General features: G+C 73.1%; 26 protein-coding genes. 16 read left to right on the top strand and 10 right to left on the bottom strand.

All coding sequences use genetic code 11. The annotated features are described in order from the left end of the window. Window positions 1-104 precede the first annotated feature (104 nt). The 3 genes from AC2EAQ_RS16930 to AC2EAQ_RS16920 all read left to right on the top strand — a co-directional run bounded on the left by AC2EAQ_RS16930 (window position 105) and on the right by AC2EAQ_RS16920 (window position 4,615). Complete coding sequence (locus AC2EAQ_RS16930; RefSeq protein WP_484645597.1) at window positions 105-2,726, top strand: AMP-binding protein; 2,622 nt, start codon at window positions 105-107, stop codon at window positions 2,724-2,726. Between the two features lie 51 nt (window positions 2,727-2,777). Next, window positions 2,778-3,629, top strand: a complete 852-nt coding sequence (locus AC2EAQ_RS16925; RefSeq protein WP_484645595.1) for an alpha/beta fold hydrolase — start codon at window positions 2,778-2,780, stop codon at window positions 3,627-3,629. 173 nt (window positions 3,630-3,802) lie between these two features. Continuing rightward, window positions 3,803-4,615 (top strand): hypothetical protein, encoded by an 813-nt coding sequence (locus AC2EAQ_RS16920; protein WP_484645593.1) that lies wholly within the window; start codon window positions 3,803-3,805, stop codon window positions 4,613-4,615. Between the two features lie 13 nt (window positions 4,616-4,628). Here AC2EAQ_RS16920 and AC2EAQ_RS16915 read toward each other — a convergent pair whose 3' ends face one another. Then, entirely contained in the window at window positions 4,629-5,204 is a 576-nt protein-coding gene (locus AC2EAQ_RS16915; RefSeq protein ID WP_484645592.1) for a DUF2087 domain-containing protein, read from the bottom strand. A gap of 207 nt (window positions 5,205-5,411) precedes the next feature. Between AC2EAQ_RS16915 and AC2EAQ_RS16910 the strand changes: the two genes are divergently transcribed. Next, window positions 5,412-5,804, top strand: a complete 393-nt coding sequence (locus AC2EAQ_RS16910; protein WP_484645591.1) for a RidA family protein — start codon at window positions 5,412-5,414, stop codon at window positions 5,802-5,804. 39 nt (window positions 5,805-5,843) lie between these two features. Here AC2EAQ_RS16910 and AC2EAQ_RS16905 read toward each other — a convergent pair whose 3' ends face one another. After that, the gene (locus tag AC2EAQ_RS16905; RefSeq protein WP_484645590.1) at window positions 5,844-7,046 is read right to left on the bottom strand and encodes an acyl-CoA dehydrogenase; all 1,203 of its coding nucleotides are present in this window, start codon (window positions 7,044-7,046) and stop codon (window positions 5,844-5,846) included. An 83-nt stretch (window positions 7,047-7,129) separates the two neighbouring features. Here AC2EAQ_RS16905 and msrA point away from each other — a divergent pair, with 83 nt between their 5' ends. The 7 genes from msrA (at window position 7,130) to AC2EAQ_RS16870 (ending at window position 13,049) form a co-directional block, all read left to right on the top strand. Further along, a complete protein-coding gene (msrA, locus tag AC2EAQ_RS16900) occupies window positions 7,130-7,669 on the top strand; it encodes a peptide-methionine (S)-S-oxide reductase MsrA (RefSeq protein ID WP_484645589.1) in 540 nt (179 codons plus the stop codon). After that, window positions 7,669-8,310, top strand: coding sequence for an ABC transporter ATP-binding protein (locus AC2EAQ_RS16895; RefSeq protein WP_484645588.1), 642 nt, complete (start codon window positions 7,669-7,671; stop codon window positions 8,308-8,310). Before msrA ends, AC2EAQ_RS16895 begins: the two co-directional genes overlap by 1 nt. Before the next feature lie 24 nt (window positions 8,311-8,334). Continuing rightward, window positions 8,335-9,540 carry an FtsX-like permease family protein gene (locus AC2EAQ_RS16890; RefSeq protein ID WP_484645587.1) on the top strand — a complete coding sequence of 402 codons (1,206 nt, stop codon included), beginning with the start codon at window positions 8,335-8,337 and terminating at the stop codon, window positions 9,538-9,540. 32 nt (window positions 9,541-9,572) lie between these two features. Beyond that, window positions 9,573-9,863, top strand: a complete 291-nt coding sequence (locus tag AC2EAQ_RS16885; protein ID WP_484645585.1) for a hypothetical protein — start codon at window positions 9,573-9,575, stop codon at window positions 9,861-9,863. Between the two features lie 20 nt (window positions 9,864-9,883). Next, entirely contained in the window at window positions 9,884-10,390 is a 507-nt protein-coding gene (locus AC2EAQ_RS16880) for a DUF3299 domain-containing protein (protein ID WP_484645584.1), read from the top strand. Window positions 10,391-10,421: 31 nt separating this feature from the next. After that, window positions 10,422-10,865 (top strand): hypothetical protein, encoded by a 444-nt coding sequence (locus AC2EAQ_RS16875; RefSeq protein ID WP_484645583.1) that lies wholly within the window; start codon window positions 10,422-10,424, stop codon window positions 10,863-10,865. Window positions 10,866-10,952: 87 nt separating this feature from the next. Beyond that, the gene (locus AC2EAQ_RS16870) at window positions 10,953-13,049 is read left to right on the top strand and encodes a TonB-dependent receptor (protein ID WP_484645582.1); all 2,097 of its coding nucleotides are present in this window, start codon (window positions 10,953-10,955) and stop codon (window positions 13,047-13,049) included. A 49-nt stretch (window positions 13,050-13,098) separates the two neighbouring features. Here AC2EAQ_RS16870 and pdxH read toward each other — a convergent pair whose 3' ends face one another. Further along, the gene (gene pdxH / locus AC2EAQ_RS16865) at window positions 13,099-13,743 is read right to left on the bottom strand and encodes a pyridoxamine 5'-phosphate oxidase (protein ID WP_484645581.1); all 645 of its coding nucleotides are present in this window, start codon (window positions 13,741-13,743) and stop codon (window positions 13,099-13,101) included. A 131-nt stretch (window positions 13,744-13,874) separates the two neighbouring features. On the opposite strand from pdxH, the gene AC2EAQ_RS16860 reads away from it, so the two are divergent. Further along, complete coding sequence (locus AC2EAQ_RS16860; RefSeq protein ID WP_484645580.1) at window positions 13,875-14,522, top strand: nucleotidyltransferase family protein; 648 nt, start codon at window positions 13,875-13,877, stop codon at window positions 14,520-14,522. 101 nt (window positions 14,523-14,623) lie between these two features. Here AC2EAQ_RS16860 and AC2EAQ_RS16855 read toward each other — a convergent pair whose 3' ends face one another. After that, a complete protein-coding gene (locus tag AC2EAQ_RS16855) occupies window positions 14,624-15,223 on the bottom strand; it encodes a gamma-glutamylcyclotransferase (protein WP_484645579.1) in 600 nt (199 codons plus the stop codon). 91 nt (window positions 15,224-15,314) lie between these two features. Here AC2EAQ_RS16855 and edd point away from each other — a divergent pair, with 91 nt between their 5' ends. Further along, entirely contained in the window at window positions 15,315-17,132 is a 1,818-nt protein-coding gene (gene edd / locus AC2EAQ_RS16850; protein ID WP_484645578.1) for a phosphogluconate dehydratase, read from the top strand. A 13-nt stretch (window positions 17,133-17,145) separates the two neighbouring features. After that, window positions 17,146-17,796, top strand: a complete 651-nt coding sequence (gene eda / locus AC2EAQ_RS16845; RefSeq protein WP_484645577.1) for a bifunctional 4-hydroxy-2-oxoglutarate aldolase/2-dehydro-3-deoxy-phosphogluconate aldolase — start codon at window positions 17,146-17,148, stop codon at window positions 17,794-17,796. A gap of 1 nt (window position 17,797) precedes the next feature. Here the strand turns inward: eda and AC2EAQ_RS16840 are convergent, their stop codons facing one another. The 6 genes from AC2EAQ_RS16840 to AC2EAQ_RS16815 form a co-directional block, all read right to left on the bottom strand. Further along, the gene (locus AC2EAQ_RS16840; RefSeq protein WP_484645576.1) at window positions 17,798-18,763 is read right to left on the bottom strand and encodes a cyclase family protein; all 966 of its coding nucleotides are present in this window, start codon (window positions 18,761-18,763) and stop codon (window positions 17,798-17,800) included. After that, window positions 18,760-19,371, bottom strand: a complete 612-nt coding sequence (locus AC2EAQ_RS16835) for an FMN-binding negative transcriptional regulator (protein ID WP_484645575.1) — start codon at window positions 19,369-19,371, stop codon at window positions 18,760-18,762. Before AC2EAQ_RS16835 ends, AC2EAQ_RS16840 begins: the two co-directional genes overlap by 4 nt. A 6-nt stretch (window positions 19,372-19,377) precedes the next feature. Further along, window positions 19,378-19,812 (bottom strand): lactoylglutathione lyase, encoded by a 435-nt coding sequence (locus AC2EAQ_RS16830; RefSeq protein ID WP_484645574.1) that lies wholly within the window; start codon window positions 19,810-19,812, stop codon window positions 19,378-19,380. Window positions 19,813-19,875: 63 nt separating this feature from the next. Beyond that, window positions 19,876-20,451 carry a TMEM165/GDT1 family protein gene (locus AC2EAQ_RS16825; protein WP_484645572.1) on the bottom strand — a complete coding sequence of 192 codons (576 nt, stop codon included), beginning with the start codon at window positions 20,449-20,451 and terminating at the stop codon, window positions 19,876-19,878. A gap of 51 nt (window positions 20,452-20,502) precedes the next feature. Further along, window positions 20,503-21,300, bottom strand: a complete 798-nt coding sequence (locus tag AC2EAQ_RS16820; RefSeq protein WP_484645570.1) for an SDR family NAD(P)-dependent oxidoreductase — start codon at window positions 21,298-21,300, stop codon at window positions 20,503-20,505. Further along, window positions 21,297-22,277: an MBL fold metallo-hydrolase gene (locus tag AC2EAQ_RS16815; protein ID WP_484645569.1), complete on the bottom strand. Its 981-nt coding sequence runs from the start codon at window positions 22,275-22,277 to the stop codon at window positions 21,297-21,299. Before AC2EAQ_RS16815 ends, AC2EAQ_RS16820 begins: the two co-directional genes overlap by 4 nt. Window positions 22,278-22,328: 51 nt before the next feature. Here AC2EAQ_RS16815 and AC2EAQ_RS16810 point away from each other — a divergent pair, with 51 nt between their 5' ends. Together AC2EAQ_RS16810 and AC2EAQ_RS16805 are read left to right on the top strand one after the other, a co-directional pair. After that, window positions 22,329-24,641, top strand: coding sequence for a bifunctional salicylyl-CoA 5-hydroxylase/oxidoreductase (locus tag AC2EAQ_RS16810; protein WP_484645568.1), 2,313 nt, complete (start codon window positions 22,329-22,331; stop codon window positions 24,639-24,641). Continuing rightward, window positions 24,642-25,472 (top strand): enoyl-CoA hydratase family protein, encoded by an 831-nt coding sequence (locus AC2EAQ_RS16805; RefSeq protein ID WP_484645567.1) that lies wholly within the window; start codon window positions 24,642-24,644, stop codon window positions 25,470-25,472.

The raw sequence follows: 25,472 nt of genomic DNA, 5'->3' as shown, positions 1-25,472 counted from the left end.
CCGGGCCTTGCGAATGCAACATCTTCACGCCTTGCGGCGGCGGGACGGTCCGATACTCGACCCCCTGTAGTGCAAGTTCGTCCGGCGCCGTAGGAGAAGCCCTTTTGGCCAGTCTGTCCTTGTTGATCCAGGAGCAGGTGCGCCTGCGGCCGGAAGCCCGCGTGATCCTTGCGCCGGACCGGCAACCGCTGGACTTCGCGGGGCTGTGGAGCCAGGTGCAGGCCGTCGGATCGGTGCTGCGGACCTCCGGGCTGAACACCAGCTCGCGCGTCGCGATCGTCCTGCCCAACGGGCCCGAGATGGCCGTGGCCTTCCTCGGCGTGGCTTCCTGCGCCACCTGCGTGCCACTGAACCCGGCCAGCCGTGAATCGGAGTTCGAGTTCTATTTCTCGGACATGCGTGTCGATGCCGTGCTGCTGCATCGCGACGACACCGGCCCGGCACGGGCCTGCGCCCAGGCCATGGGACTGCGCATCATCGACATCGAGTTCGACGCGGCAGCCCCGGCGGGCCGGTTCGAGTTCGTGGCGCCGATGCCGCGGCCTCCCGCGGTGGCCGTGCCCGGCGCTCCGTCGGACGTGGCGCTGCTGCTGCACACGTCCGGCACCACGGCCCGGCCGAAGATCGTGCCGCTGACGCACCGCAACCTGGCGGCGTCGGCACGCAACATCGCCCGGCACCTGTCGCTGTCGCCGGACGACCGCTGCCTGAACGTGATGCCGCTGTTCCACATCCACGGCCTGGTCGGCGCGCTGCTGGCCTCGATCGCGGGTGGCGGCAGCGTGGTGTGCTGCCCTGGCTTCAACGACCGCCGCTTCTTCGACTGGGTGCATGACTTCCAGCCAACCTGGTACACGGCCGTGCCGACCATCCACCAGGCGGTGGCGGCCCAGAGCCAGCAGTACCGGCAGAAGGCGCCGGAACACCGCTTCCGGTTCATCCGCTCGTCGTCGTCGTCCCTGCCGCCGGCCACGATGAAGGCCCTGGAGACACTGACAGGCGCCCCGGTGATCGAGGCCTACAGCATGACCGAGGCCGCGCACCAGATGACCAGCAACGCGCTGCCGCCGGGCACGCGCCGAGCGGGGTCGGTCGGCGGGGCCGCAGGCGTCGAGCTGGCCATCCTCGACGAGCAGGGCCGGCGCCTGGGGCCGGGCCAGGCCGGCGAGATCGTCATCCGCGGGCCGAGCGTGATCGAGGCCTACGAGAACAACCCGGCCGCGAACGCCAGCTCGTTCATCGACGGATGGTTCCGCACCGGCGACCAGGGCCTGCTGGACCCCGAGGGGCGCCTCTTCATTTCGGGTCGCCTCAAGGAGATCGTCAACCGGGGCGGCGAGAAAGTGTCGCCGCGCGAGGTCGACGACGCACTGCTGGAGCACCCCGAGGTGGCGCAGGCCGTGGCCTTCCAGGTGCCGCACCCGACCCTCGGCGAGGACCTCGCCGCGGCGGTCGTGCGCCGGCCCGGGGCGCGGGTCAGCGAGGCCGGCCTGCGCACCTTCCTGATCGGCCGGCTGTCGGAGTTCAAGATCCCGTCGCGGATCCTCTTCGTCGATGCCGTGCCCAAGGGTGCGACCGGCAAGGTCCAGCGCCTGACGCTGCACAAGGCGTTCGAGGCCGCACTCGTCGAGTCCTACGTGGCCCCGGTCACGGACGTGCAGATCGCGCTGGCCAACGCCTGGCAGGACGTGCTGGGCGTGCCCAGGGTCGGCCTGACGGACAACTTCTTCTCGATGGGCGGCAATTCGCTCGGCGCGATGCGGCTGGTCGAGGCGATGGAGCGGGCCACGGGCCTGAAGTTCGAGCTGGTCGACATCTTCCGCGCGCCCACCATCAACCAGTTGCTGGCGTCGGCCACGCTCGACCTGCCGCGCACCGCGTCGGTCGTGGTGCCGCTGCAGACCGAAGGCGACGGCATCCCCATCTTCTGCCTCTACGGCATCAGCATCTACCAGGCCTTTGCCGACAGTCTCGGCAAGGAGCAGCCCGTGTACGGCGTGTTCGTGCACGAGGAGCAGGCCATCGTCAACGAGGTGATGCAGGGCGGCAGCCCGCAGTTCTCGGTCCACTCGCTGGTCGAGGCCTACGGCCATGCCATCGAGCGCTTCCGGCCCCAGGGGCCCTACCGGCTCGCCGGCTTCTCGTTCGGCGGCCTGCTGGCCATCGAGCTGGCCGCCAAGCTGCGGGCGCGGGGCGAACCGGTCGAGTTCGTGATGCTGCTGGACACGGTGCTGGCGCAGGCCCGGCATCGTCACTGGGGCCGCTGGCTGCAGTACCGGCTCGAACGCCTGCTCAACGGCGAGTCGCTGCGCTCGCTGGCCCGCCGCTGGTCGGGCCGGGCGCATCCGGCGCAGGTCGAAGCGCCGGCCGCTGACGCGCCGCAGTCGGAGCCCGCTCGCCGGCAGGCCGAGCGCGAGGCCCTGGCGCAGCGCCAGACCGAAGCCTTCCGCCGCGTGGCACGCAAGTGGCGCCCGGCGTTCTCGGAAGTCGACTTCCCGGTGGTGCTGTTTCGCGCGTCGGACCGCCACGGCGGTGCGCCATTCATGGACGTCAAGGAAGACTACGGCTGGCGCGAGTACGTCGGCCGCCACCTGAGCATCGTCGACGTGCCCGGTGCCCACCTCAAGATCGTGGAGCAACCCAACGTGGCCGAACTCGCCGACAAGGCACGCGCCCTGATCCACGCGATCCACGACCTGCCCGGCGCGCCCTGCAACGGCCACTGAGGCCGTGGCCCCGCCCGCCGGCGCGGCGGGAAACCGGGCACCATAGCGCCCATGCGAATCGAGATCCAGCCCGGTGTGCGGCTGTTCGTGGACGTGGAGGGTGCCGGCCTCGTGCCCGACGGGCCGGCGATGCGCGAAAAGCCGGTGCTGGTGCTGCTGCACGGCGGCCCGGGCTACGACCACTCCGGCTTCAAGCCGCTGTTCTCGCAGCTGGCCGACGTGGCCCAGATCGTCTATGTGGACCATCGCGGGCATGGCCGCAGCGACCGCCGCCCGGCGGCCGAGTGGACGCTGGACACCTTCGCCGACGACGTGGTGCGCCTGTGCGACGCGCTGGGCATCGACCATCCCATCGTGCTCGGGCAGAGCTTCGGCGGCTTCGTGGCGCAGCGCTACATCGCGCGGCACCCGGCGCATCCGCGCAAGGTGATCCTGTCGTCCACGTCGCACCACCTGGGGCTGGAGCGCAAGCTGGCCATGTTCGAGCGCCTGGGCGGTGCCGAGGCCAGGGCGGTGGCCCGCGACTTCTGGACCGCCCCCGGGCCGGTCACCTGGGCTGAGTACAACCGCGTCTGCAAGCGCTGGTACAACACGACGCCCCAGCCGGCCGACGCCGGCGAACGCACCCGGTTCAACACCGACATCCTGTTCGCGTCGGCGGGGGGCGAGCAGCAGACCATGGACCTGCTGCCCGGCCTGTCGCGGGCGCAATGCCCGGTCCTCGTGATGGCGGGCGACGCCGACCCGGTGACACCGATCGAGGACGCGCTCGACATCGTGGCTGCGCTGCCGCCGCACCGCGTGCAGTTCGAGCGCTTCGCCAACGTGGGGCACGGCCCCTGGCGCGACGCGCCCGATCGCGCGCTGGCCGTGCTGCGCAGGTTCATCGCCGAGCCGGGCTGAAGCCGCGATTCCCGCCCCGCCCAGGCACTTGCAACCGGGCGTAACCCCGCGCCCTTAGGGGACAATCCCGATTCGTCGGCCCGCGGGGCGGCAGCCCAATACGGGCCGCCGGTTTCGCGCGGCGATGCCCCTTCGCCCGATGCCGCGAACGTTGCCCGAGCCTTGCGCCTTCCATGCAGCTGAGTCTCCTGTCCCGCACCGCCCCAGGCGGCTCCGAGGCCCGCACGGGCCCGAGCACGCAGCCCGGGGCCTGGCGCGACTCGGCCATCTCGCAACTCGACACGCTGGCTGCGACCCACGAGCGTGCGGCCCTTCAGACCTTCCCGGGCCGCGCCCTGGCCGCAGCGGGGCTCGCCCTGGCGGTCGTGCTGGGGGCTGCGGTGCTGTGGCCGGCACCGGGCACGGCGCTGCCGGCCCGTCCGGGCGCCATGCCTACGCCGGGTGTCGGCACGCTGGCGACAGCCCCGGCGGCCCTCTCCGAGGCGGCTCCTGCCGTGTCGGCGGGCACGGGGGCCAGCCCCAACCCTTCCGGCGCCACACCGGTGTCCGAAGAGACCTCGATGCCGGCCGCTGCGGCCGCGGACGACGACGAGGCCCGCAAGGCCCGGGCGCTGCGGCGCAAGGCGGCGCTGCTGGCCCAGGAGCGCGAGCGCGCCGACGAGGAGGCGCGGCGGCAGATGCAGGCGCTGGCCACGCAGCGCGAGGACGCGGAGCGGGCCCGGCAGGAGCAGGCCCAACGGCAGCTGGCCGATGCCGCCCGCGAGCGAGCGGCGGCGGCACAGGGCTGGCGCCCGGTGTCTGCAGCGCCCGCAGCGCCGGCGGGGCCGCGCGGCGTGTCGGAGCTGTGCGCCGGCAGCGGCGGCCTGGTCAGCGAGCAGGCCTGCCAGGCGCGGGCGTGCTGGCGCGCCGAGCACCGGTCCGATCCGGTGTGCGTCCAGCTGCGCGAGGCCGAAGCCCTGCGGCAGCAGCGCGGTACGGACCACTGACCGCCGCGCCGCCCTAGGCGGCCGCGCGCTCGCGCACCGCCCGCAGCAGGGCCGCGGTGTCCGCGTCCGGTCGCGCGGCCATCTTGCGGTACTGCGCGCCGCCCGGCGTGCGTTCCAGCAGCTTCAGCTCCACCAGTTCCCGGCGCAGCAGGCAGTGGTCGCCGAAGGCATGGTGGGCGTTGAGCACCTCGTTGACCTCGCGTTCGGTGTAGCGGCGCTTGCCGTCGAACGGCATCCACAGCACCCACAGGGCCAGCACCTGCTCCTGCCGGCGCGACGGCCAGCGCAGCAGCCGGCCCTGGGCGTCGAGCTGGCGCAGCACGCGGTCGGCGGCCGGCACGAGTTCCGGGTGACGGGGACCGTGCCAGCGATGCGGCGGGGCGGGCGGCGAGGCGGGCGCAGGTACCGCAGCGGCGGCCTTGAGCGCCTGCACGTTGCGGTGGCCGGCGGCCCGGGCCAGCAGGTTGAGCATCTCGACGTGGCCGGGCAGGCCCTCGCCACGGTCGATGCGCTCGGCCAACTGCGTGCGCAGCGACTTGGCGAAGGCGGACAGGTCGGCCGCATGCAGCGGCGTCAGTTCACGGGGCATGGCATGTGCTCCTGGAGGCTCTGCGTCCGTGTCCCGCGGTTCACGTCGGGTGCCGGGGGTTGCCCTTGCCGGCCGGGCGCAGAAGACCAGTGCACCGGGCCAGGAATCGTGTCGATGGCAGGTTTAGCGCGGCGGGGCCGCTGGCAACGCCTGGGTGAACTGCCGACCGGCCCGAACTGTACCGCGGCGGCCGGCTAGCATGGCGCCATGACGCTCCAGTTCCACATGATCTCCGGCGCGCCCGATCCCGTGGCGCCGTTCAGCCATGCCGTCGAGGCCGACGGATGGGTCCACGTCACCGGGCAGATGCCGTTTTCCGGCACCTCGATCGACGAACCGTATCCCGAAGGCATCGAGGCCCAGACGCACCAGGTGATGCGCAACCTGCACACGGTGCTGCGGGGCGTGGGCCTGGACTGGCCGCACGTGGCGTCGGTGCGGGTGTACCTGCTGCACTTCGACCGCGACTACGCGGCCATGAACGCCGTCTACGCGGGCTACTTCCCGCCGGGACGGCGGCCCGCGCGCACCTGCGTCGGGGTCAGCGGCCTGGCCAAGGGCGCGCTGATCGAGATCGACCTCGTCGCGCGCCGCCCCTAGCCGGGTGGCCCTGGCGGCCCCGGCCGCGCCGCGCGGCCGTCAGAAGAACGCCTGCAGCCCCGTCTGTGCGCGGCCGAGGATCAGCGCATGCACGTCGTGCGTGCCCTCGTAGGTGTTCACCGTCTCGAGGTTGATCATGTGGCGGATGACGTGGTACTCGTCATGGATGCCGTTGCCGCCATGCATGTCGCGCGCGGTGCGCGCCACGTCGAGCGCCTTGCCGCAGCTGTTGCGCTTGATCAGGCTGATCATCTCGGGCGCGGCGGCGCCCTCGTCGAGCAGTCGCCCCACGCGCAGGCAGCCCTGCAGGCCGAGCGTGATCTCGGTCATCATGTCCGCGAGCTTCTTCTGGATCAGCTGGTTCTGCGCCAGCGGGCGCCCGAACTGGGTGCGGTCCAGCGTGTACTGGCGGGCGGCGTGCCAGCAGAACTCGGCCGCGCCGAGCGCACCCCAGGCGATGCCGTAGCGTGCCTTGTTGAGGCAGCCGAAGGGGCCCTTGAGCCCGCTCACGCCGGGCAGCAGGTTCGCCTCGGGCACGAACACATCGTCCATCACGATCTCGCCGGTGACGCTGGCGCGCAGGCTCATCTTGCCCTCGATCTTGGGCGACGACAGGCCCTTCATGCCGCGCTCGAGCACGAAGCCGCGGATGCTCTCCGCGCCGCCCACGGTGCCGTCCGGATCGGCCAGCTTGGCCCACACCACGAACACGTCGGCGATCGGGCTGTTGGTGATCCACATCTTGGCGCCCTTGAGCAGGTAGCCGCCATCCACCGGACGCGCCCGCGTCACCATGCTGGCCGGGTCGCTGCCGTGGTTGGGCTCGGTCAGCCCGAAGCAGCCGACCCATTCGCCGGTGGCCAGCCGAGGCAGGTACTTCTGGCGCTGCGCCTCGCTGCCGTAGGCATGGATCGGGTGCATCACGAGGCTGCTCTGAACGCTCATCGCGCTGCGGTAGCCGCTGTCCACGCGCTCCACCTCGCGCGCGACGAGGCCGTAACAGACGTGGTTCAGGCCGGCGCAGCCGTAGCCGTCGATCGTGCTGCCGAGCAGGCCCAGCGCGCCCATCTCGGTCATGATCTCGCGGTCGAAGGTCTCGTGCCGCGCGGCCATCAGCACGCGCGTCTGCAGCTTCTCCTGGCAGTAGGCGCGGGCGGCGTCGCGCACGGCGCGTTCGTCGTCGCCGAGCTGGTCGTCCAGGCGGAAGGGGTCTTCCCAGTCGAATTTCACGGTACCGGCCATGGGGTCGTCTCTGTCTCGATAATGCCCACAGTGTAAGGACGGTGCCCGCGCCGCGACTGCCCGCTTTCCCTCAAGGAGCATTCATGGCCCAACTGCAATCCATCACCCTCGGCGGCGGCTGCTTCTGGTGCCTCGAAGCGGTGTACGAGCTGCTCGACGGCGTCACGGCGGTCGAGTCTGGCTACAGCAACGGTCACGTGCTGCAGCCGACCTACGAACAGGTCTGCGGCGGCGACACCGGCCATGTCGAGGTGGTGAAGGTCACCTTCGACGCCGATCGCATCACGCTGCGCGAGGTGCTGGAGGTGTTCTTCCACATCCACGACCCGACCACGCCCAACCGTCAGGGCAACGACATCGGCACGCAGTACCGATCGGGCATCTACTTCACCAGCCCGGAGCAGGAGGCGGTGGCGCGCGAGGTGTGGGCCGAGGCGAACGCTGCGCACAAGGGGCGCGTGGTCACCGAGCTGAAGCCGCTGGCCAACTACAGCAAGGCCGAGGCCTACCACCAGCACTACTACGCGCGCAACCCGGGGCAGGGCTACTGCGCCTTCGTCGTGGGGCCCAAGGTCGACAAGTTCAGGAAGACCTTCGCGGCGCGCGTGCGCAAGACGGCCTGATGCTCGCGCTGCACGGCCTGGAGTTCCGCTGGAGCGCCGCGGCGCCCCCGCTGCGCTTCGCGGACGTGCAGGTGGGCCAGGGGCAGCGCCTGCTGCTGCGCGGGCCGTCGGGGTCGGGCAAGAGCACGCTGCTGGCCCTGGTGGCGGGCCTGCTGACGCCGACCGCGGGCCGCGTCGTGGTGGCCGACGTCGATGTCGGCGCCCTGCCGGGCGGGCAGCGCGACGCCTGGCGCGGCGCTGCCCTGGGCTTCGTGCCGCAGCGCCTGCACCTGAGCGACAGCCTCACCGTGGCCGGCAACGTCGGCCTGCCCTACGTGGCGGCCGGCCTGCCGGAGGACGGCGCCCGCGTGGCGGCGCTGCTGGACCGCCTCGGCCTGACGGGGCTGGCCCGGCGGCGGCCGAACGAGATCTCGGTCGGACAGGCCCAGCGCGTGGCCCTGGCGCGCGCGCTGGTGCGGCGTCCGCGCGTGCTGCTGGCCGACGAGCCCACCGCCAGCCTCGACGACGCGGCCAGCGACGCCGTGCTCGGCCTGCTGGCCGACGCCGCGCGGGAGGACGGCGCCACCCTGGTCGTGGCCACGCACGACGCCCGCGTCGCCGGGCGCCTGGCCGGCGCGCAGGTGCTGGAGCTGGCCCCATGAGGCGCCTGCGATGAGGCACGCACGATGAAGCTGGCGGCCCTGGCCTGGCGCTTCCTGTGGGCCCGCCCCCTGGTGGCGGGCCTGAATCTCGCGCTGCTGGCGCTGGGCGTCGCGGCGATGAGCTTCGTGGTGCTGGTCAGCGAGCAGGTCGAGCGCGCCGTGCAGCGCGACCTGGCCGGCATCGACCTCGTCGTCGGCGCCAAGGGCAGCCCGCTGCAGCTGATCCTGTCGGGCGTGTTCCATCTCGACGTGCCCACCGGCAACATCCCGCTGGCCACGGTGGACACGCTGCGCCAGCACCCGATGGTGGCGCGGGTGGTGCCGCTGTCGCTGGGCGACTCGCTGCAGGGTCATCGCATCGTCGGCACCACGCCGGACTACCTCGCGCTGTACGGCGCCGCGCTGGCCGAGGGCCGCGGGTGGCAGAAGACCCTGGAGGCGGTGCTCGGCGCCGACGTCGCGCGCGACACCGGGCTGGCCGTGGGCGCGACCTTCATCGGCACGCACGGGCTGGGCGTCGGCGGCGAGGCCCATGGCGACACGCCTTACACCGTGACCGGGCGCCTGGTGCGCTGCGGCTGCGTGCTCGACCGGCTGGTGCTGACCGACCTGCAGTCGGTCTGGGCGGTGCACGAGACCGTCACCGCCGTCGACGAGGAGGACCGCAAGCTGCTCGAGGCCGAGCGCGAGGTGACGCTGCTGCTGGTGGGCTACCGCTCGCCGCTGGCCGCCGTGTCGCTGCCGCGCTGGGTCAATGCGCAGGAAGGCCTGCAGGCTGCGGCGCCGGCGCTGGAATCGGCGCGCCTGCTGCGCATGGTGGGCGCGGGCACCGACGTGCTGCAGGGCTTCGGCGTCGTGCTGCTGCTGGCCGCGGCGGCCAGCGTGTTCGTGGGGCTGGTGCACGCGGTGCGCGAGCGCGAGCCGGACCTGGCCATGATGCGCATGCTCGGCGCCCCGCCCTGGCGCGTGGGCGCGCTGGTGCTGGCCGAAGCCCTGTGGCTGGCCCTGCTGGGCGCCCTGCTGGGCCTGGCGCTGGGGCAGGGCTTGACAGGTCTGCTAGGTTGGGAATTGGCCCGTCAGCGATCGCTTCACGTGAGCGGCTGGTGGTGGTCCGTGCATCAGGGGGCGCTGCTTGCGGGCACGCTCGTCCTGGCCGTGGCTGCCGCCGCCTGGCCCGCGTGGCGAGCGCTGCGGCTGGAGGTGTCGCGCCTGCTGCAGGCGCCGCGGTAAATGGCTGAATCTGCAACCGAAGGAGTCCCCGAATGAACCGAAACGCTGTCCTCGCCGCCGTCGCCCTGGCGCTGGGTGCCACCCTGGCCGTGGCCCAGAGCGCCGCGCCGGCGCCCAAGCCGGCCCCCACCGCCAAGCCCGCCGGGCTGAGCGAGCACGTCAAGGAGGACATCACGCGCCACCGCGCCATGGCTGCCGCCCACGAGGGCGCGGCCCGCTGCCTGGAGTCGGGCAAGTCCGAAGAGGTGTGCGGCAAGGAACTTCAGGCCGCGTGCAAAGGTCTGGCAATCGGTAAATACTGCGGCATGCGCCACCAGCACTGACCCCGGCGCGCGGAGTCCTCATGAACAGCACTTCACTCGCCCGAGCCCTGGCCCTGGTCCTGACCGTGGCGGCCTGGCCCGCGTCGGCACAGACCCTGTCGTCGCCGATCGCGGGGCAGGGCCCCGGCGTGCACGACCCGCGCAGCCCCTTCAAGCCGCTCGAGGAGAAGGAAGGCATCGTGTCCTGGAAGCTGCTGTCGTCGGTGCAGACCACGGTGGAGAAGAACCGCGTCGTGCCGACCTTCCCCGGGCCGGTGCGGGCGCTGGACCAGAAGACGGTGCGGGTGCAGGGCTTCATGCTGCCGCTGGAGCCCGGCGTGCAGCAGCGGCACTTCCTGCTGTCGTCCGTGCCCACGAGCTGCGGCTTCTGCGTGCCGGCCGGGCCCGAGGGCCTGGTCGAGGTGCGCAGCAAGACGCCCGTGAAGTACACGCTGGAGCCGGTGGTCGTCGAGGGCCGTCTTGCGGTGCTCGAGAAGGACCCTTACGGCCTGTTCTACCGCGTGTCCGACGCGGTGCCGACGCCGTGACGCGCCACAGCGCCCTGGCAGCCTGACGCCCTTGCTGCAACGACTCCGACCCTGGGCCGCCGCGGCGGCCGCGACCGCGCTGCTGCTGGCGCAGGCCGCCGGGCTGGCACACCGCATCGAGCACGAGGTCGGGCACGGGCCGGCCGGGTCGGGCGGGGTGCCTGACCACGCGATGGCCGCGCACGGCCATGCCGGGCACGACCACGCATCGCAGGACGGACCGGCCTGCGACGAGAGCGACCACGGCCACGCCCACGGCCATGACAGCGCCATCGGCGGGGCCCACGACGAAGGCTCCGCCACCTGCCGCCTGATCGACCAGGCGGCCCATGCCGACGCGGCCCCTGGGGCCGCTCTGCCGGCGACGCTGCCGGCAGCCACCCCCGAGGTGCCTGCGCCTCGCGGCGTGCAGGCCATCGCCAAGGCCGGCGCGCAGCCCTACCGCGCGCGCGGTCCGCCCCCGACCCTCGCCTGACCCCCAGCCCGGCCTGCCGCAGCGTGCGGCGGGCCGTTGTCGTGCGCGCGCATCGGCGCGCGCAGGTCCGCGAGGAATCCTTCCGTCATGCAATCGAATCACCCTGCGCGCCCGCGCCGGCGCGCTGTCGCGCTGGCCTGTCTGGCGCTGAGTTCGTCCTGGGCTGCAGCCCAGACCACCGGCCCGTCCACGAGCCCCTCCACCGCGGCACCGTCCGCGCCGGCGGGCCCCGCCACCACCACCATCGTGATCACCGGCAACCCGCTGCGCAGCGAGGCGGGCCCGCCGGCCAGCGTGCTCACCGGCGAGGCGCTGGTGCGATCGCGCGCCGGCACGCTCGGTGACACCCTGTCCGGCCTGCCGGGCGTGGCGGCCACCGGCTTCGGCCCGCAGTCCAGCCGGCCGGTGATCCGCGGCCTGGACGGCGACCGCATCCGCCTGCTCGACAACGGCGCCAGTGCGGTCGATGCGTCGAGCCTGAGCTTCGACCATGCCGCGGCCATCGACCCGCTGGTGGTGGAGCGCTTCGAGGTGCTGCGCGGCCCGGCGGCGCTGCTGTACGGCGGCAATGCCACCGGCGGCGTGGTCAACGCCATCGACAACCGCATCCCGCGCACGGCGCTCGGCGCGCTGGGCGGTCGGGCCGAACTGCGCCTGGGCGGCGCGGCCCGCGAGACGGCGGGCGTCGCCGTCATCGAGGCCGGCGCCGGCGGCCTGAACTGGCATGCCGACGTGGCGGCCCGCAAGAGCCGCGACCTGTCGGTGCCACGCTTCACGCCGGTGGCCGACGGCGTGGCCGGCGCGCCGACCGACCGTGTCGTCAACTCCGCCGGCAACAGCCAGGCCGGCGCCGTCGGCGTGTCCTGGACCGACGCGTCGGGGTTCGTGGGCGTCGCGCTGGACACCTACCGCAACGACTATGGCGTCACCGTCGAGCCCGACGTCACCATCGACATGCGGCGCGACCGCGCCATCGTGTCCGGCGAGCGGCGCCTCGGCGGTCCGATCGACAGCGTGGAGTTCCAGCTCGGGCGCACGCGCTATCAGCACCAGGAGATCGAAGGCTCGGGCGAGGTGGGCACCACGTTCGAGAGCCGCGGCACCGAACTGCGCCTGCAGGGCCGCCATGCGGCGCTGCCGCTGGGCGGCGGCACGCTGCGTGGCGTTTTGGGCGCGCAACTGGAACGGCTGGACTTCTCCGCGCTGGGCGAGGAGGCCTTCGTGCCCGGCACCCGCACGCGCAGCCAGGCCGTGTTCGCGCTGGAGGAGTGGAAGCTGGGCGCGCTGGCACTGACCGCCGGTGCGCGCGCCGAACGCGTGAAGGTGGCGTCCGACGGCGACGCGCCGGGCGCGCCCGATCCGCGCTTCGGGCCGGCCACCGAGCGCCGCTTCTCGCCCGGCAGTGCCGCCCTCGGGCTGGCCTGGCAGGCAGCGCAGGGCCTGACCTTCAGCGCCAGCGTCGGCCGCACGCAGCGGGCACCGACCTACTACGAGCTGTATGCCAACGGCGTGCACGTGGCCACCGGCGCCTTCGAGCTGGGCGACACCACGCTGGGTCTCGAACGCAGCACGCACGGCGAGATCGGCGCGCAGTGGCAGCGCGGCGCGTCGCTGGTGAAGGCGCAGGTCTTCGCGACCCGCTTCGCGCGCTACATCGCGCTGGAGGCCACCGGCAACGACATCGACATCGTCAACGACGAAGGCGACACCGAGACCTTCCCCGAGTACGCCTTCCGCGCCGTGGCGGCGCGGCTGTGGGGGTTCGAGCTCGAAGGCCGCACCCGCCTGGCCGACCGGCCCTGGACGCTGGACCTCACCGGCGCGCTGGACCTGGTGCGCGGCACCAACCGCACCACGGGCGAGCCGCTGCCGCGCCTGGCGCCGATGCGGCTGCGCGTCGGGCTCGAGGCCGCCCAGGGCCCGTGGACCGCGGCCCTCGGCGTGCGCCACCTGGCGAAGCAGTCGCGCGTGCCGTCCACCGACGTGGCCACGCCGTCCGCGACGATCGTCGATGCCAGCCTGTCGTGGCGCCAGCGCTGGGGCGCGGCCGAGACGATGGTGTTCGCGCGTCTGGACAACCTGGGCGACGAACTGGCCTACAACGCGAGCGCGCTGCGCACCGCGCGCGAGCTGTCGCCGCTGCCGGGCCGCTCGGCCACGCTGGGCCTGCGCGTGGCCTGGTAGGGGCGGGGCAGGGGCCTCGGCAGGGCCCGTCCGGGCCGGCGTGGGTGCGTCAGGGCGCGAGGCGCTCGCGCACCCACGCGCTGCCGTCCTGTCGGTAGCGCAGGCGGTCGTGCAGCCGACTCTTGCGGCCTTGCCAGAACTCCCAGGTGTCCGGCACGAGCCGGAAGCCGCCCCAGTGCGGCGGCCGCGGTGGGGCGAGGCCGTGGCGCGCCGCGGCCTTGGCCGCGTTGGCCACCAGCGTGGCGCGCGAGGCGATCACCTGGCTCTGCGGCGAGGCCCAGGCGCCGATCCGGCTGTCGAGCGGGCGGCTGGCGTAGTAGGCGTCGCTGTCGGCCGCGTCGACCTTCTCCACGCGGCCCTCGATGCGCACCACGCGCTCGAGCTCCACCCAGTGGAACTGCAGCGCGGCCTGCGGGTTGGCGGCGATCTCGCGGCCCTTGCGGCTGTCGTAGTTCGTATACCAGACGATGCCGCGCGCGTCGTATCCCTTGATCAGCACCACGCGCGTCGACGGCCGGCCGTGATCGCCCACGGTGGCCAGTGTCATCGCGTTGGGCTCGGGCAGCTGCGCGGCCAGCGCCTCGCGCATCCACTGGTCGAACTGCTGCAGCGGGTCCGCATGCGAGGCGGACTCGTCGAGTTCGGCGCGCTCGTAGCTCTTGCGCAGCTGTGCGATGTCGTGGGGCGTCGTCATCTTGGTAAGCATAAGCGCGAGTCGATCGTCAGAAGTGCTTACGTGATTGACCTTAGGTAGACCACCCGGTGACAGCGGCGAGCGCGCAGACGATTCTGTGAACACCCGAAGAGTCGAGGAGTCCCGCGCCGATGAATGCGCCCCCCACCGTGATCGTGCTGGCCGCCGGCCTGGGAAGTCGCTTCACGGGTGCGGGCCACAAGCTGGAGCAGCTGCTGCCCGACGACCAGGGCGATGCCGCGGCCGTGCTGTCGATCACGCTGCGGCATGCGATCGCGAGCCGGCTGCCGGTGCTGGTGGTCACCACCGCCGAGCTGGCGCCGCTGGCGCACGAGGACCTGGCCGCGCGCGACGTCATCGTGGTGCCCAGCGCGGCGCCGATGCGCGGCCGGGGCATGGGCGACAGCATCGCCGCCGGCGTGGCCGCGCGCTCCGACGCGCCGGGCTGGCTGCTGCTGCCCGCGGACATGCCGCGGGTCAAGCCGTCCACGCTGCGCGCGGTGGCGGCTGCGCTCGAGTCGCATCCGGTGGCGTTCGCCCAGCACCAGGGCCGGCGCGGCCACCCGGTGGGGTTCTCGGGCGAGATGTTCTCCGAGCTGATCGGCCTGACCGGCGACGAAGGCGCACGCCGGCTCGTGGCCCGCTATCCCGCCTGCGCGGTGGAAGTCAACGACCCCGGCGTGCTGATCGACATCGACACCACGCAGGATCTGGACGAGCAGCGCAACGGCATGGACAGCGGCTTCAAGCCCTCGGCTTTTCTCCCGCCGATGTATTGATCCCCCCCCCCGTTGCCGCTGCGCGGCTCCCCCCCAGGGGGGCGGCGCTGGCGGACCGGCGGAGCCGGATCCGCGGCGCCTGCTGGAGGGGTGTCGTGGAGCTAGGTCAGGCCGTGGCGGCGGGCGAGGGCGACGAGGCGTTCGACCTCGCGGTCGCGGATGCCGCGCTCGGCCAGGCAGGTGGCGGTGGCCAGCAGGTAGTCCAACGTGGTGCCGTAGCGGCCGCGCGAGTGGCGCAGGATGTCGACCAGGCGCTCGTCGCTCAGGCGGCCGGTGTGCTGCGGGCTGCGGCGGCTGAGGGTGAAGGCCAGTGCACTGACCTCGCCGTGCGGTGTGCGGCACGCGAGCCAGCGCGGGTCGTACACGCCGGTGGGCATCTCGCGCTGCCACAGTTGCGCCAGCACGTCGGCGGCCGCGCGGCGCGGCACGCGGAACACGCCGCCGTGGCACGACCCGCCCGGCAGCATCGCGAACACCAGCCCGGGCCGTTCCGGCGTGCCGCGGTTGATGCGCGAGGCCATGCGCAGCGCCCGATGCCAGCCGAGCACGAACGCCGGGCGGTGCTCGGCGAAGTCGAACTCCGTGCGCCACAGCAGCGACGCGTAGCCGAACACCCACAGGTCGCGCCGGCCACCCCACTCTGCGCGCGTGCGCGCCAGCAGGGCCTGCGGGTCGCGCAGCGGCGGTACGGCCGATTCCATGGCGGCAATGATGGCATCGGTGCCGGCGTTGTTTTGACGCTGTAACCGGATTACGTCAGAATTCGACCACTGGTTACAGCCCGCTCCGCGCATGAAAGCCGCCATCGCCGAAGTCACCCAACGCATCCGCGAGCGCAGCGCCCGCGAGCGCAGCGCGTACCTCGCCCGCGTCGACCGCCTGGCCGCGCGCGACCGCGGCAGCGACCGCATGGGCTGCGCCAACGTGGCGCATGCCTTCGCCGCGCTGCCGGCGTCGGACAAGTTCCGCGTGGTGGCCGAGCGCGCACCGCACATCGGCGTGGTGACGGCCTACAACGACATGCTGTCGGCGCACCAGCCCTACGAGGGCTTCCCGGCGCTGATCCGCGACGAGGCGCGGCGCCTGGGCGCCACCGTGCAGGTGGCCGGCGGCGTGCCGGCCATGTGCGACGGCGTCACGCAGGGCCTGCCCGGCATGGAGCTGAGCCTGTTCTCGCGCGACACCATCGCCATGGGCACCGCGGTGGCGCTGACGCACGACGTGTTCGATGCCGCACTGCTGCTGGGCGTGTGCGACAAGATCGTGCCGGGTCTGCTGATCGGGGCGCTGCACTTTGGCCATCTGCCGTGCGTGTTCGTGCCGGCCGGGCCGATGGGCACCGGCCTGTCCAACGACGCCAAGTCCAAGGTGCGCGAGCGCCATGCCGCGGGCGAGGTCGGGCGCGACGCGCTGCTGCAGGCCGAGAGCGCGGCCTATCACGGCCCGGGCACCTGCACCTTCTACGGCACCGCCAACAGCAACCAGATGCTGCTCGAGGCGATGGGCCTGCACGTGCCGGGCAGCGCCTTCGTGCACCCGCACGCGCCGCTGCGCGAGGCGCTGACGCGCGAGTCGGTGCGCACCGCGCTGGGCATCGTGCGCGGGGGGCCGCGCTTCACGCCGATCGGCCGCCTGGTCGACGAGCGCTGCATCGTCAACGCGATGGTGGCGCTGCTGGCCACCGGCGGCTCCACCAACCACCTGATCCACTGGGTGGCCGTGGCGCGCTCGGCCGGCATCCTGATCGACTGGACCGACTTCGCCGACCTGTCAGCCGCGGTGCCGCTGCTGGCGCGCGTCTACCCCAACGGCAGCGCCGACGTGAACCAGTTCCAGGCCGCGGGCGGCCCCGGCTTCGTGCTGCGCGAGCTGCTCGACGCCGGCTGCCTGCATGGCGACGTGGCCACCGTCGACGCGCGCGGCCTCGCCGCCCACGCCGACGTGCCCGTGCTGGCCGACGACCGGCTGGCCTGGCGCGCGCTGCCGCGCGACAGCGGCGACGAGTCGATCGTGCGGCCCGCCGTCCGCCCGTTCTCGGGCAGCGGCGGCCTGCGCCTGCTGCAGGGCAACCTCGGCCGCGCGGTCATCAAGACCAGCGCCGTGCCCGAAGACCGCTGGGTGGTCGAGGCGCCGGCCCGCGTGTTCGACAGCCAGGAGGCGCTGCAGGCCGCGTTCAAGGCCGGCGAACTGGAGCGCGACGTGGTGTGCGTGGTGCGCTTCCAGGGCCCGCGCGCCAACGGCATGCCCGAGCTGCACAAGCTGACGCCGCCGCTGGCCGTGCTGCAGGGCCGCGGCTTCCGGGTGGCGCTGGTGACCGACGGTCGCATGAGCGGCGCCTCGGGCAAGGTGCCCGCCGCCATCCATGCCAGCCCGGAAGCGCTGGGCGGTGGCCCGCTGGCGCGAGTGCGCGACGGCGACGTGGTCCGGCTCGACGCGGTGGCCGGCACGCTGCAGGCGCTGGTGGATCCGGCCGAGTGGGCGGCGCGCGAGCCGGCCGCCCTGTCACCGACCCAGGCCGAGGTCAATGCGCACGACCTCGGGCGCGAACTCTTCGGCGGCATGCGCCGCAACGTGGCCAGCGCCGAGGAAGGCGCGGTCACCTGGCTCTGAACAAGGACGACCGATGACGATCCGGCACACGCTCGACCTGGTGGCCTTCGGGCCGGTGATCCCCGTGATCGTGCTCGACCGCGTCGAACAGGCGGTGCCGCTGGCGCGGGCGTTGGTCGCCGGCGGCGTGCGCGTGCTGGAGGTGACGCTGCGCACGCCCGCCGCGCTGGCCTGCATCGAGGCCATCGCGCGCAACGTGCCCGAGGCGGTGCTGGGTGCCGGCACGCTGCGCACCGCCGCCGACGTGCGGGCGGCGCGCGACGCCGGCTGCGTGTTCGGCGTCAGCCCCGGCTACACGTCGGCCATCGGCGCGGCCTGCAAGGCCGCCGGCCTGCCGCTGCTGCCCGGCGTGGCGACGCCGGCCGAGGTAATGGCCGCCGGCGACGACGGGCTCACCTTCCTGAAGTTCTTTCCCGCCACCGCCGCGGGTGGGTTGCCGATGCTCAAGGCGCTGGCCGGGCCGTTCCCGGACGTGTCGTTCTGCCCCACCGGCGGCATCACCGCCGAGACCGCGCCGCAGTTCCTGGCGCTGCCCAATGTCAGGGTCTGCGGCGGCTCGTGGCTGACGCCGGCCGATGCGGTGGCCGCGGGCGACTGGGACCGCATCACCGCACTCGCGCGCGCCAGCGCGGCCCTGCGCGGCGGCGCCACCGCCGCACGCTGAGTCAGCGCACCGCCAGCGGCGCCGCGCCCGGCGTGCCCGGGTTGTGGACGAACAGGAAACGCCAGCCGGCATCGGCGGCGAGCCGGTCCAGGTCGAGGCCGTCGTGCACCGGCACGCCGTGGCGCACCAGCAGGTGCGCCCGCACGCAGGCGCCGCAGCCCGGATCGGCGGCCGGCACGGCCTCGGTGCGCGCCGTGTCGCTGCCCACCAGCCCCGCCTGCACCGTGTCGGTCAGCCAGCGCGCCACCTCGATGCCGATGCCGGGTGCCGCCGCGTCGCCCGGGGTGCCCGGCGGGCGCTTCCAGCCGGTGCGGAACAGCACTGCGTCGCCCGGCAGCAGGCGCAGCCCGGCCAGGCCCTGGCGCGACAGCGCCTCGCGCACGTCGGCCATCGTGATCTGCTGGCCCGCGTCGAGCGCAGGCACGCCGCGCGCCGCGGCCACGTCGATGAGCACGCCGCGCGCCAGGATCGGGTGCAGCCGCTCGGGCGCGGGCCGCGCGATGTCGGTGGCGGAGGCCGGCGAGGCCGGCGCCTCCGCCGCGGGCGCGACCTCGCCGTTGTAGCGGCGCGCCGTCACCGCACCCGCGGCGCCGGGGACGGGCACGGCCATCGCGCCGGGGCCCTCGAAGCGCGGGATGCCGGCGGCGCCACCGGCCAGGCGGTAGACGCGGCCGGTGCGTGCCTCGGCCAGCGCGCGCTGCACCACCTCCGGCCGGGCATGCCAGTTGGTGGCGCCGGCGCGGTCGTCGGCGCCCCACACCGGGTGCGGCCACCAGCGCTCGCCCAGCGGCGTTTCCATCTGGTCGCCCACCACCCAGGGCCGGCCCAGGCAGGCCTTCCAGTCGGCTTCGGTGCAAGCCCGCGCGGCGTCGTGCAGCACGAGGCCCAGCGCGGCCAGCGCGAGCCATGTCCCGACGCGCAGGCGGGCCGGCCGGCGCACGACCCGCGCCATGGCCACCGCGCTCACCGGCCCGCCACCAGGCGGGCCATGTCGGGCGCGTGGGCGCCGAGGCCGGCCGCCACGCCCGACCGGTCGGGCTCGGCCCGGTTCTGGCTCACCTTCCACTTGCCCACCAGCGCGGTGAGCTCGATCTCGATGCCGACGATGGCGCGCAGCATCTGCTGCACGTAGTCCGGCGGGGCGTCGTCGACGGCCCACGGCGCGGACTGCGCGGACTCGTGGTGGTCGGTGAGCCGCCCGACGAGATCGCGCACCCAGGGTGCGTCCTCCACCGCGCGCAACGCACCGCGTGCCTGCACCATCGTGTAGTTCCAGGTGGGCACCACCTTGCCGTGCTCGCGCTTGCTCGGGTACCAGCCCGGCGACACGTAGGCCTGCGGCCCCTGGAACACGGCCAGCACCGGCTGGCCGCCGTGCTGCCACAGCGGGTTGGCGCGCGCCACATGGCCGCGCAGCGTGCCCAGCGCCCCCGCGGCGGCGTCGTACTCCAGCGGCACGAGGTCGGCGGTGGCGCCGTCGGGGCCGGCGAGCACCAGCGTGGCCAGCGGATGCTCGCGCATCAGGGCCACGATCGCGTCGCGGTCGGTCTGCTCGAAGTGGCGCGGCAGGTACATGGCGCGCTACCAGGCGCCCACGTTGGGCATCGTGGTCCAGGGCTCGGCCGGGGGCAGGGCGCCGCCCTTCTGCAGCAGCTCGATCGAGATGTTGTCGGGCGAGCGCACGAAGGCCATGCGGCCGTCGCGCGGCGGGCGGTTGATCGTGACGCCGTGCTCCATCAGCCGGCGGCAGGCGGCGTAGATGTCGTCCACCGCATAGGCCAGGTGGCCGAAGTTGCGGCCGCCGGTGTAGGTCTCGGCGCTGCCGTCGGCGGCGGGCCAGTTGTAGGTCAGCTCGACCTGGGCGCTGTCGTCGCCGGGCGCGCACAGGAACACCAGCGTGTAGCGGCCGGCCTCGTGGTCCTTGCGGGACAGCACCTGCAGGCCGAGGGCGTCGCGGTAGAAACGCAGCGACTGTTCGATGTCGGTCACGCGGACCATCGTGTGGAGGTATTTCATCGGGGGCTTTCCGGAGGCAACGGCGACGCGGGGACCGCGCGGAGCGAGCTTAGCGCGGGCCCGTCAGACCTGCAGGCCGGCCAGGATCGCCACGCCGATGGACGCGAACACGACGGCGGCGATGCGGTGCACCCACTGCACCGGCAGCCTGCGGATCACGCGGTCGCCCAGCAGCACCGCCGGCACGTTGGCGATCATCATGCCCAGCGTGGTGCCGGCGGTCACGACGACGAGCGCGTCGTAGCGCGCGGCGAGCATCACGGTGGCGATCTGGGTCTTGTCGCCCATTTCGGCCAGGAAGAACGCCACCACGGTGAGCCCGAACACGCCGTAGCGCGACAGGTCCCTGCCGGCGACGTCGTCGTCGATCTGGTCCGGGATGAGCATCCACACCGCCACGGCAATGAAGGACGCACCCAGGCCCCAGCGCAGCCACGCCGGGTCGATCACCTTCGTGAGCCAGGCCCCCAGCGCGGCCGCGGCGGCATGGTTGACCAGGGTGGCCACCAGGATGCCCGCGATGATCGCGCGCGGCGCCCGGTAGCGCGCGGCCAGGATCAGTGCCAGCAGCTGGGTCTTGTCGCCGATCTCGCCGAGGGCGACGACGCTGGTGCTGACGGTGAAGGCTTCGAGGGACATGCAGGGGCAGGCCGGGCGCGGCCCGGGCACGGGCGGCGGCGCGGCCGCGGGTCAGACGGTGTAGTTGAGCGTCATGCGCCCGCCGTCGGCGAGCACCGTCTCGCCGGTCACGTAGCTGGCCGCGTCCGACAGCAGGAAGGCCACCACCGACGCGATCTCGTCGGGCTCGCCCAGGCGCTTCATCGGCGTGCGGCTCATGATGCGCGCGCGCGCCTCGTCGCTGGTGAGCACGGCCTTGGCCGCCAGCTCGGTGGCGATGGTGCCGGGCGCGACGCCGTTGACGCGGATGCCGTGCTCGGCGAGCGCCAGCGCCATCACCCGCGTGAGCTGGTCGATGCCGCCCTTGCTGGCGTTGTAGCTCGCGATCGTGGGGATCGTGAGCCGGCCGTTGACCGAACTCATGTTGACGATGGCGCCGCCGCCACCCTGGGTCACCATCTGCCGCGCCACGGCCTGGCCGACGAGGAAGCTGCCCTTCAGGTTGACGGCGATCACGGCGTCCCAGTCGGCCTCGGCGATGTCGAGGAAGGGTGCGGCGCGGAAGATGCCCGCATTGTTGACCAGCCCGTCGACGCGGCCGAGCGCCGCCACCGTGGCGGCCAGCGCCGCATCGACCTCGGCCTTGTCGGCCACGTTGCAGCGGCGGTGCAGGTTGGGCACGCCGGCGGCGGTGAGCTCGGCCGACAGCGCGGCGCCGCGGCGGTCGTCCAGGTCCCACAGCGCGACGGCGGCGCCGTCGGCGGCTAGCGTGCGCACGCAGGCCTCGCCGATGCCCTGCGCGCCGCCGGTGACGACGAACACGCGGCCTTCGAGGCCGTAGCGGATCTTCTTCTGGCGGGGCTGGTTCATGCGGGGGTTCCTCGGGCCTGCGGGCGGTCCTGGCGGTCGAGCCAGCCGCCCAGGCCCTGGGCATTGAGCTCGACGTCCATCGACAGCAGTTCCATCGTGGCCGGCGTCACGTCCACGCCGTGCGCGCGCAGGCTGGCGGCATACAGCGCGGCCAGTTCGTCGCGCAGCACGGCGTGCCGGTCCTTCGCGTGGCGTTGGCGATGGCCGATGTCCACCACCTCGTCGAGCAGCTGCAGGATCTGGCGCGCCAGGCGGCGCGGGTCGGGCACGCGGCCGTAGTGGGTGAGGTAGACGCACTGCGGGTCGAAAGCCACCATACGCGCCAGCGACTCGCGCAGCGCGTCGGGCTCGAACTGGGTCGGCGGATGCGTCGGCTTGATCCAGGCGCCGCGGCCGGGCACGTCGAATTCGCGGTAGGAGATGCCGAAGGTGTCGCCGGTGAACCAGCCGCGCGTGGCCTCGTCCCAGATGCAGTGGTGGTGCCGGGCGTGGCCCGGCGTGTCGATGAAGTGCAGCCGGCGCGAGCCGAGCATCAGGTCCATGCCGTCGTGGGTGGTGCGCACGCGCGACGCGTCCACGCCGACGATGCTGCCGTAGGAGCGCTCCATCTCCTCGGGCCCGTACACGGCCAGCGCGCTCTCGATCAGGGCCGACGGGTCGATCAGGTGCTTCGCGCCGCGCGGATGCACCCACAGCGTGGCCGACGGCAGCTCGCGCATCAGCACGCCCGAGCAGCCGGCGTGGTCCAGGTGCACATGGGTCGGGATCACGTAGCGAACCGCGTCGCGCGCCAGCCCCAGCGCGTCGAGCGCACCCAGGTGCCGGGGCAGGGCATGGTTGGTGCCGTTGTCCACGAAGGCAGCCTGCCCCTCGTGCACCAGCAGGTAGGCCGCGTCGAAGCGCGGGCGCTGGAAGCCGGTGTCGATGGCGTAGACGCCGCCGCCGAGGTCTTCCAGGTAATCGGGGAGCACAGGCATGGGGGGATTCTATGGAGGCCGCCGGCCCCGGGCCCGGCGCAGAATCAAGCCATGCGAATCGTGTGCATCGGCGGCGGCCCGGCCGGCCTGTACTTCGGGCTGCTGATGAAGAAGCTCGACCCCACCCACCACGTCACCGTGGTGGAACGCAACCGCGCCTACGACACCTTCGGCTGGGGTGTCGTGTTCTCGGACGCGACGATGGACAACATGCGCCAGTGGGACGCGCCCACGGCCGACGAGATCGAGGTCGCGTTCAACCACTGGGACGACATCGAGCTGCACTTCAAGGGCCACCGCGTGCGCTCGGGCGGCCACGGCTTCGTCGGCATCGGGCGCAAGAAGCTGCTCAACATCCTGCAGGCCCGCTGCGAGGCGCTCGGCGTGGAGTTGGTGTTCGAGACCGAGGCCGATTCCGACCTGCAGTACCCCGACGCCGACCTGATCGTGGCGTCGGACGGCATCAACTCGCGCATCCGCCAGCGCCACGAGGCGGTGTTCCAGCCCGACATCGTCACCCGGCCCAACCGCTACATCTGGCTCGGCACCACGAAGCTCTTCGACGCCTTCAACTTCCTGTTCGAGAAGACCGAGCACGGCTGGTTCCAGGCCCATGTCTACAAGTTCGACGACCAGACCACCACCTTCATCGTCGAGACGCCGGAATCGGTGTGGAAGGCGCACGGCCTGGACGGCGCCGACACCGCCGCGTCGATCGCCTTCTGCGAGAAGCTCTTCGCGCGCCACCTCGACGGGCATCCGCTGCTGTCCAACGCGCGCCATCTGCGCGGCTCGGCGTGGCTGAACTTCCAGCGCGTGCGCTGCCGCCAGTGGCACCTGCACAACGGCCGCAGCCACGTGGTGCTGATGGGCGACGCGGTGCACACGGCGCACTTCGCCATCGGCTCGGGCACCAAGCTCGCACTGGAAGACGCGATCGAACTCACGCGCCTGTTCCGCGACCGCGGCACCGCCGACATCGGCGCGGTGCTGGCCGAGTACCAGGAGCACCGCGCGGTGGAGGTGCTGCGCCTGCAGAACGCCGCCTGGAACGCGATGGAATGGTTCGAGGTGGTCGGCACCCGCTACTGCGACCAGCTCGACGCACCGCAGTTCATGTACTCGATGCTCACGCGCAGCCAGCGCATCAGCCACGAGAACCTGCGCCTGCGCGACGCGGCCTGGCTCGACGGCTACGAGCGCTGGTTCGCCGGGCGTTCGGGCGTGGCGCTGGCCGAAGGCGCACGCGCGCCGAGCCCGATGTTCACGCCCTTCACGCTGCGCGGCCTGACCGTGCCCAACCGGGTGGTCGTTTCGCCGATGGCGATGTACTCCGCGGTGGACGGCATGCCCGGCGACTTCCACCTGGTGCACTTCGGGGCGCGCGCGCTCGGCGGGGCCGGCCTGATCTACACCGAGATGACCTGCACGAGCCCGGACGCGCGCATCACCGAGGGCTGCTGCGGCCTCTGGAACGACGCCCAGCGCGACGCCTGGAAGCGCATCGTCGACTTCGTGCACGCGAACTCGTCGGCCCGGGTCGGGCTGCAGCTCGGCCACGCCGGCCGCAAGGGCGCCACCTGCCGCCCCTGGGAGGGTGGCGACGACCGGCCGATCGACGCGCCCTGGCCGCTGCTGTCGGCGTCGGCGCTGCGCTACGTGCCGGGCCTGCCCGAGCCGCGCGCAATGACGCGCGACGACATGCGCCGCATCGCCGACGATTTCGTCCGCGCCGCCCGGCGCGGCGCGCAGGCCGGCTTCGACATCCTGGAGCTGCATTGCGCGCACGGCTATCTGCTGTCGTCGTTCCTGTCGCCGCTGACCAACCAGCGCACCGACGAGTACGGCGGCCCCATCGAGAACCGCGCGCGCTGGCCGCTCGAGGTGTTCGCCGCGCTGCGCGCCGAATGGCCGCAGGACCGGCCGATCTCGGTGCGCCTGTCCTGCCATGACTGGTTCCCGGGCGGCAACACCGGCGACGACGCCGTGGCCCTCGCGCGCCTGTTCAAGGCCGCGGGCGCCGACATCATCGACTGCAGCTCGGGCCAGGTGGTGGCCGAGCAGCAGCCGGTGTACGGCCGCATGTGGCAGACGCCGTTCGCCGACCGCATCCGCAACGAGGTGGGCATTCCCACGGTGGCCGTGGGCGCCATCTCCGAGGCCGACCATGTGAACATGGTCATCGCCGCCGGCCGCGCCGACCTGTGCGCGGTGGCTCGCCCGCACCTGGCCGACCCGGCCTGGACCCTGCACGAGGCCGCCCGCATCGGCTGGGGCGGCCAGCCCTGGCCGCCGCAGTACGCGAGCGGCCGGCGCCAGTTCGAGACCAACCTGCAACGCGCGGCGCAGGCCGCCCCGAAGTAGATGACCGACGATCGCAAGCCCTTCCGGCACTACGCCGCGCGCCACTTCGGCTGGCAGTGCAGCGACGACGGCCGCGTGGCCACGGTCACGCTGAACCGCCCGGACAAGAAGAATCCGCTCACGTTCGACAGTTACGCCGAGCTGCGCGACCTGTTCCGTGGCCTGGTGTATGCCAGCGACGTGCGCAGCGTCGTCATCACCGGGGAGGGCGGCAACTTCTGCTCCGGCGGCGACGTGTTCGAGATCATCGAGCCGCTGACGCGCATGCCCGCGCCCGAACTGCTGCGCTTCACGCGCATGACGGGCGACCTGGTCAAGGCGATCAAGCACGCGCCGCAGCCGGTGGTGGCCGCCATCGACGGCGTGTGCGCCGGTGCCGGCGCGATGGTGGCGCTGGCGTCCGACTGGCGCCTGGGCACGCCGGCGGCCAAGACCGCGTTCCTGTTCACCCGCGTCGGCCTGGCCGGCGCCGACATGGGCGCCTGCGGGCTGCTGCCGCGCGTGATCGGGCAGGGCCGGGCCGCCGAGCTTCTGTACTCGGGCCGCGCGATGTCGGCCGACGAGGGCCTGGCCTGGGGCTGGTTCAACGCGGTGCACGAGCCGGCCGCGCTGGCGGCCGAGGCGCACAAGGTGGCTCGCATGCTCGCCGACGGGCCCTGGTTCGCGCACACCGTCACCAAGACGATGCTCAACCAGGAATGGGCCATGGGCATCGACGAGATGATCGAGAGCGAGGCCCAGGCGCAGGCGCTGTGCATGATGACGCAGGACTTCAAGCGCGCCTTCGACGCCTTCGCCGCCAAGCAGCGCCCGAAGTTCGAGGGCGACTGA

This window comes from Aquabacterium sp. T101, from assembly GCF_057219775.1.
This window is presented reverse-complemented; position numbering and strand designations above follow the sequence as displayed.

What these genes read in the sequence shown, in the direction of transcription:
- AC2EAQ_RS16885 (WP_484645585.1), top strand. Translation starts at nt 9,573, where the DNA reads ATGAACCGAAACGCTGTCCTCGCCGCCGTCGCCCTGGCGCTGGGTGCC.
- AC2EAQ_RS16810 (WP_484645568.1), top strand. Translation starts at nt 22,329, where the DNA reads ATGCGAATCGTGTGCATCGGCGGCGGCCCGGCCGGCCTGTACTTCGGG.
- AC2EAQ_RS16910 (WP_484645591.1), top strand. Translation starts at nt 5,412, where the DNA reads ATGACGCTCCAGTTCCACATGATCTCCGGCGCGCCCGATCCCGTGGCG.
- AC2EAQ_RS16825 (WP_484645572.1), bottom strand. Translation starts at nt 20,451, where the DNA reads ATGTCCCTCGAAGCCTTCACCGTCAGCACCAGCGTCGTCGCCCTCGGC.
- eda (WP_484645577.1), top strand. Translation starts at nt 17,146, where the DNA reads ATGACGATCCGGCACACGCTCGACCTGGTGGCCTTCGGGCCGGTGATC.
- AC2EAQ_RS16855 (WP_484645579.1), bottom strand. Translation starts at nt 15,223, where the DNA reads ATGGAATCGGCCGTACCGCCGCTGCGCGACCCGCAGGCCCTGCTGGCG.
- edd (WP_484645578.1), top strand. Translation starts at nt 15,315, where the DNA reads ATGAAAGCCGCCATCGCCGAAGTCACCCAACGCATCCGCGAGCGCAGC.
- AC2EAQ_RS16805 (WP_484645567.1), top strand. Translation starts at nt 24,642, where the DNA reads ATGACCGACGATCGCAAGCCCTTCCGGCACTACGCCGCGCGCCACTTC.
- AC2EAQ_RS16895 (WP_484645588.1), top strand. Translation starts at nt 7,669, where the DNA reads ATGCTCGCGCTGCACGGCCTGGAGTTCCGCTGGAGCGCCGCGGCGCCC.
- AC2EAQ_RS16870 (WP_484645582.1), top strand. Translation starts at nt 10,953, where the DNA reads ATGCAATCGAATCACCCTGCGCGCCCGCGCCGGCGCGCTGTCGCGCTG.
- AC2EAQ_RS16905 (WP_484645590.1), bottom strand. Translation starts at nt 7,046, where the DNA reads ATGGCCGGTACCGTGAAATTCGACTGGGAAGACCCCTTCCGCCTGGAC.
- AC2EAQ_RS16860 (WP_484645580.1), top strand. Translation starts at nt 13,875, where the DNA reads ATGAATGCGCCCCCCACCGTGATCGTGCTGGCCGCCGGCCTGGGAAGT.
- AC2EAQ_RS16880 (WP_484645584.1), top strand. Translation starts at nt 9,884, where the DNA reads ATGAACAGCACTTCACTCGCCCGAGCCCTGGCCCTGGTCCTGACCGTG.
- msrA (WP_484645589.1), top strand. Translation starts at nt 7,130, where the DNA reads ATGGCCCAACTGCAATCCATCACCCTCGGCGGCGGCTGCTTCTGGTGC.
- pdxH (WP_484645581.1), bottom strand. Translation starts at nt 13,743, where the DNA reads ATGACGACGCCCCACGACATCGCACAGCTGCGCAAGAGCTACGAGCGC.
- AC2EAQ_RS16815 (WP_484645569.1), bottom strand. Translation starts at nt 22,277, where the DNA reads ATGCCTGTGCTCCCCGATTACCTGGAAGACCTCGGCGGCGGCGTCTAC.
- AC2EAQ_RS16890 (WP_484645587.1), top strand. Translation starts at nt 8,335, where the DNA reads ATGAAGCTGGCGGCCCTGGCCTGGCGCTTCCTGTGGGCCCGCCCCCTG.
- AC2EAQ_RS16915 (WP_484645592.1), bottom strand. Translation starts at nt 5,204, where the DNA reads ATGCCCCGTGAACTGACGCCGCTGCATGCGGCCGACCTGTCCGCCTTC.
- AC2EAQ_RS16820 (WP_484645570.1), bottom strand. Translation starts at nt 21,300, where the DNA reads ATGAACCAGCCCCGCCAGAAGAAGATCCGCTACGGCCTCGAAGGCCGC.
- AC2EAQ_RS16835 (WP_484645575.1), bottom strand. Translation starts at nt 19,371, where the DNA reads ATGTACCTGCCGCGCCACTTCGAGCAGACCGACCGCGACGCGATCGTG.
- AC2EAQ_RS16830 (WP_484645574.1), bottom strand. Translation starts at nt 19,812, where the DNA reads ATGAAATACCTCCACACGATGGTCCGCGTGACCGACATCGAACAGTCG.
- AC2EAQ_RS16925 (WP_484645595.1), top strand. Translation starts at nt 2,778, where the DNA reads ATGCGAATCGAGATCCAGCCCGGTGTGCGGCTGTTCGTGGACGTGGAG.
- AC2EAQ_RS16920 (WP_484645593.1), top strand. Translation starts at nt 3,803, where the DNA reads ATGCAGCTGAGTCTCCTGTCCCGCACCGCCCCAGGCGGCTCCGAGGCC.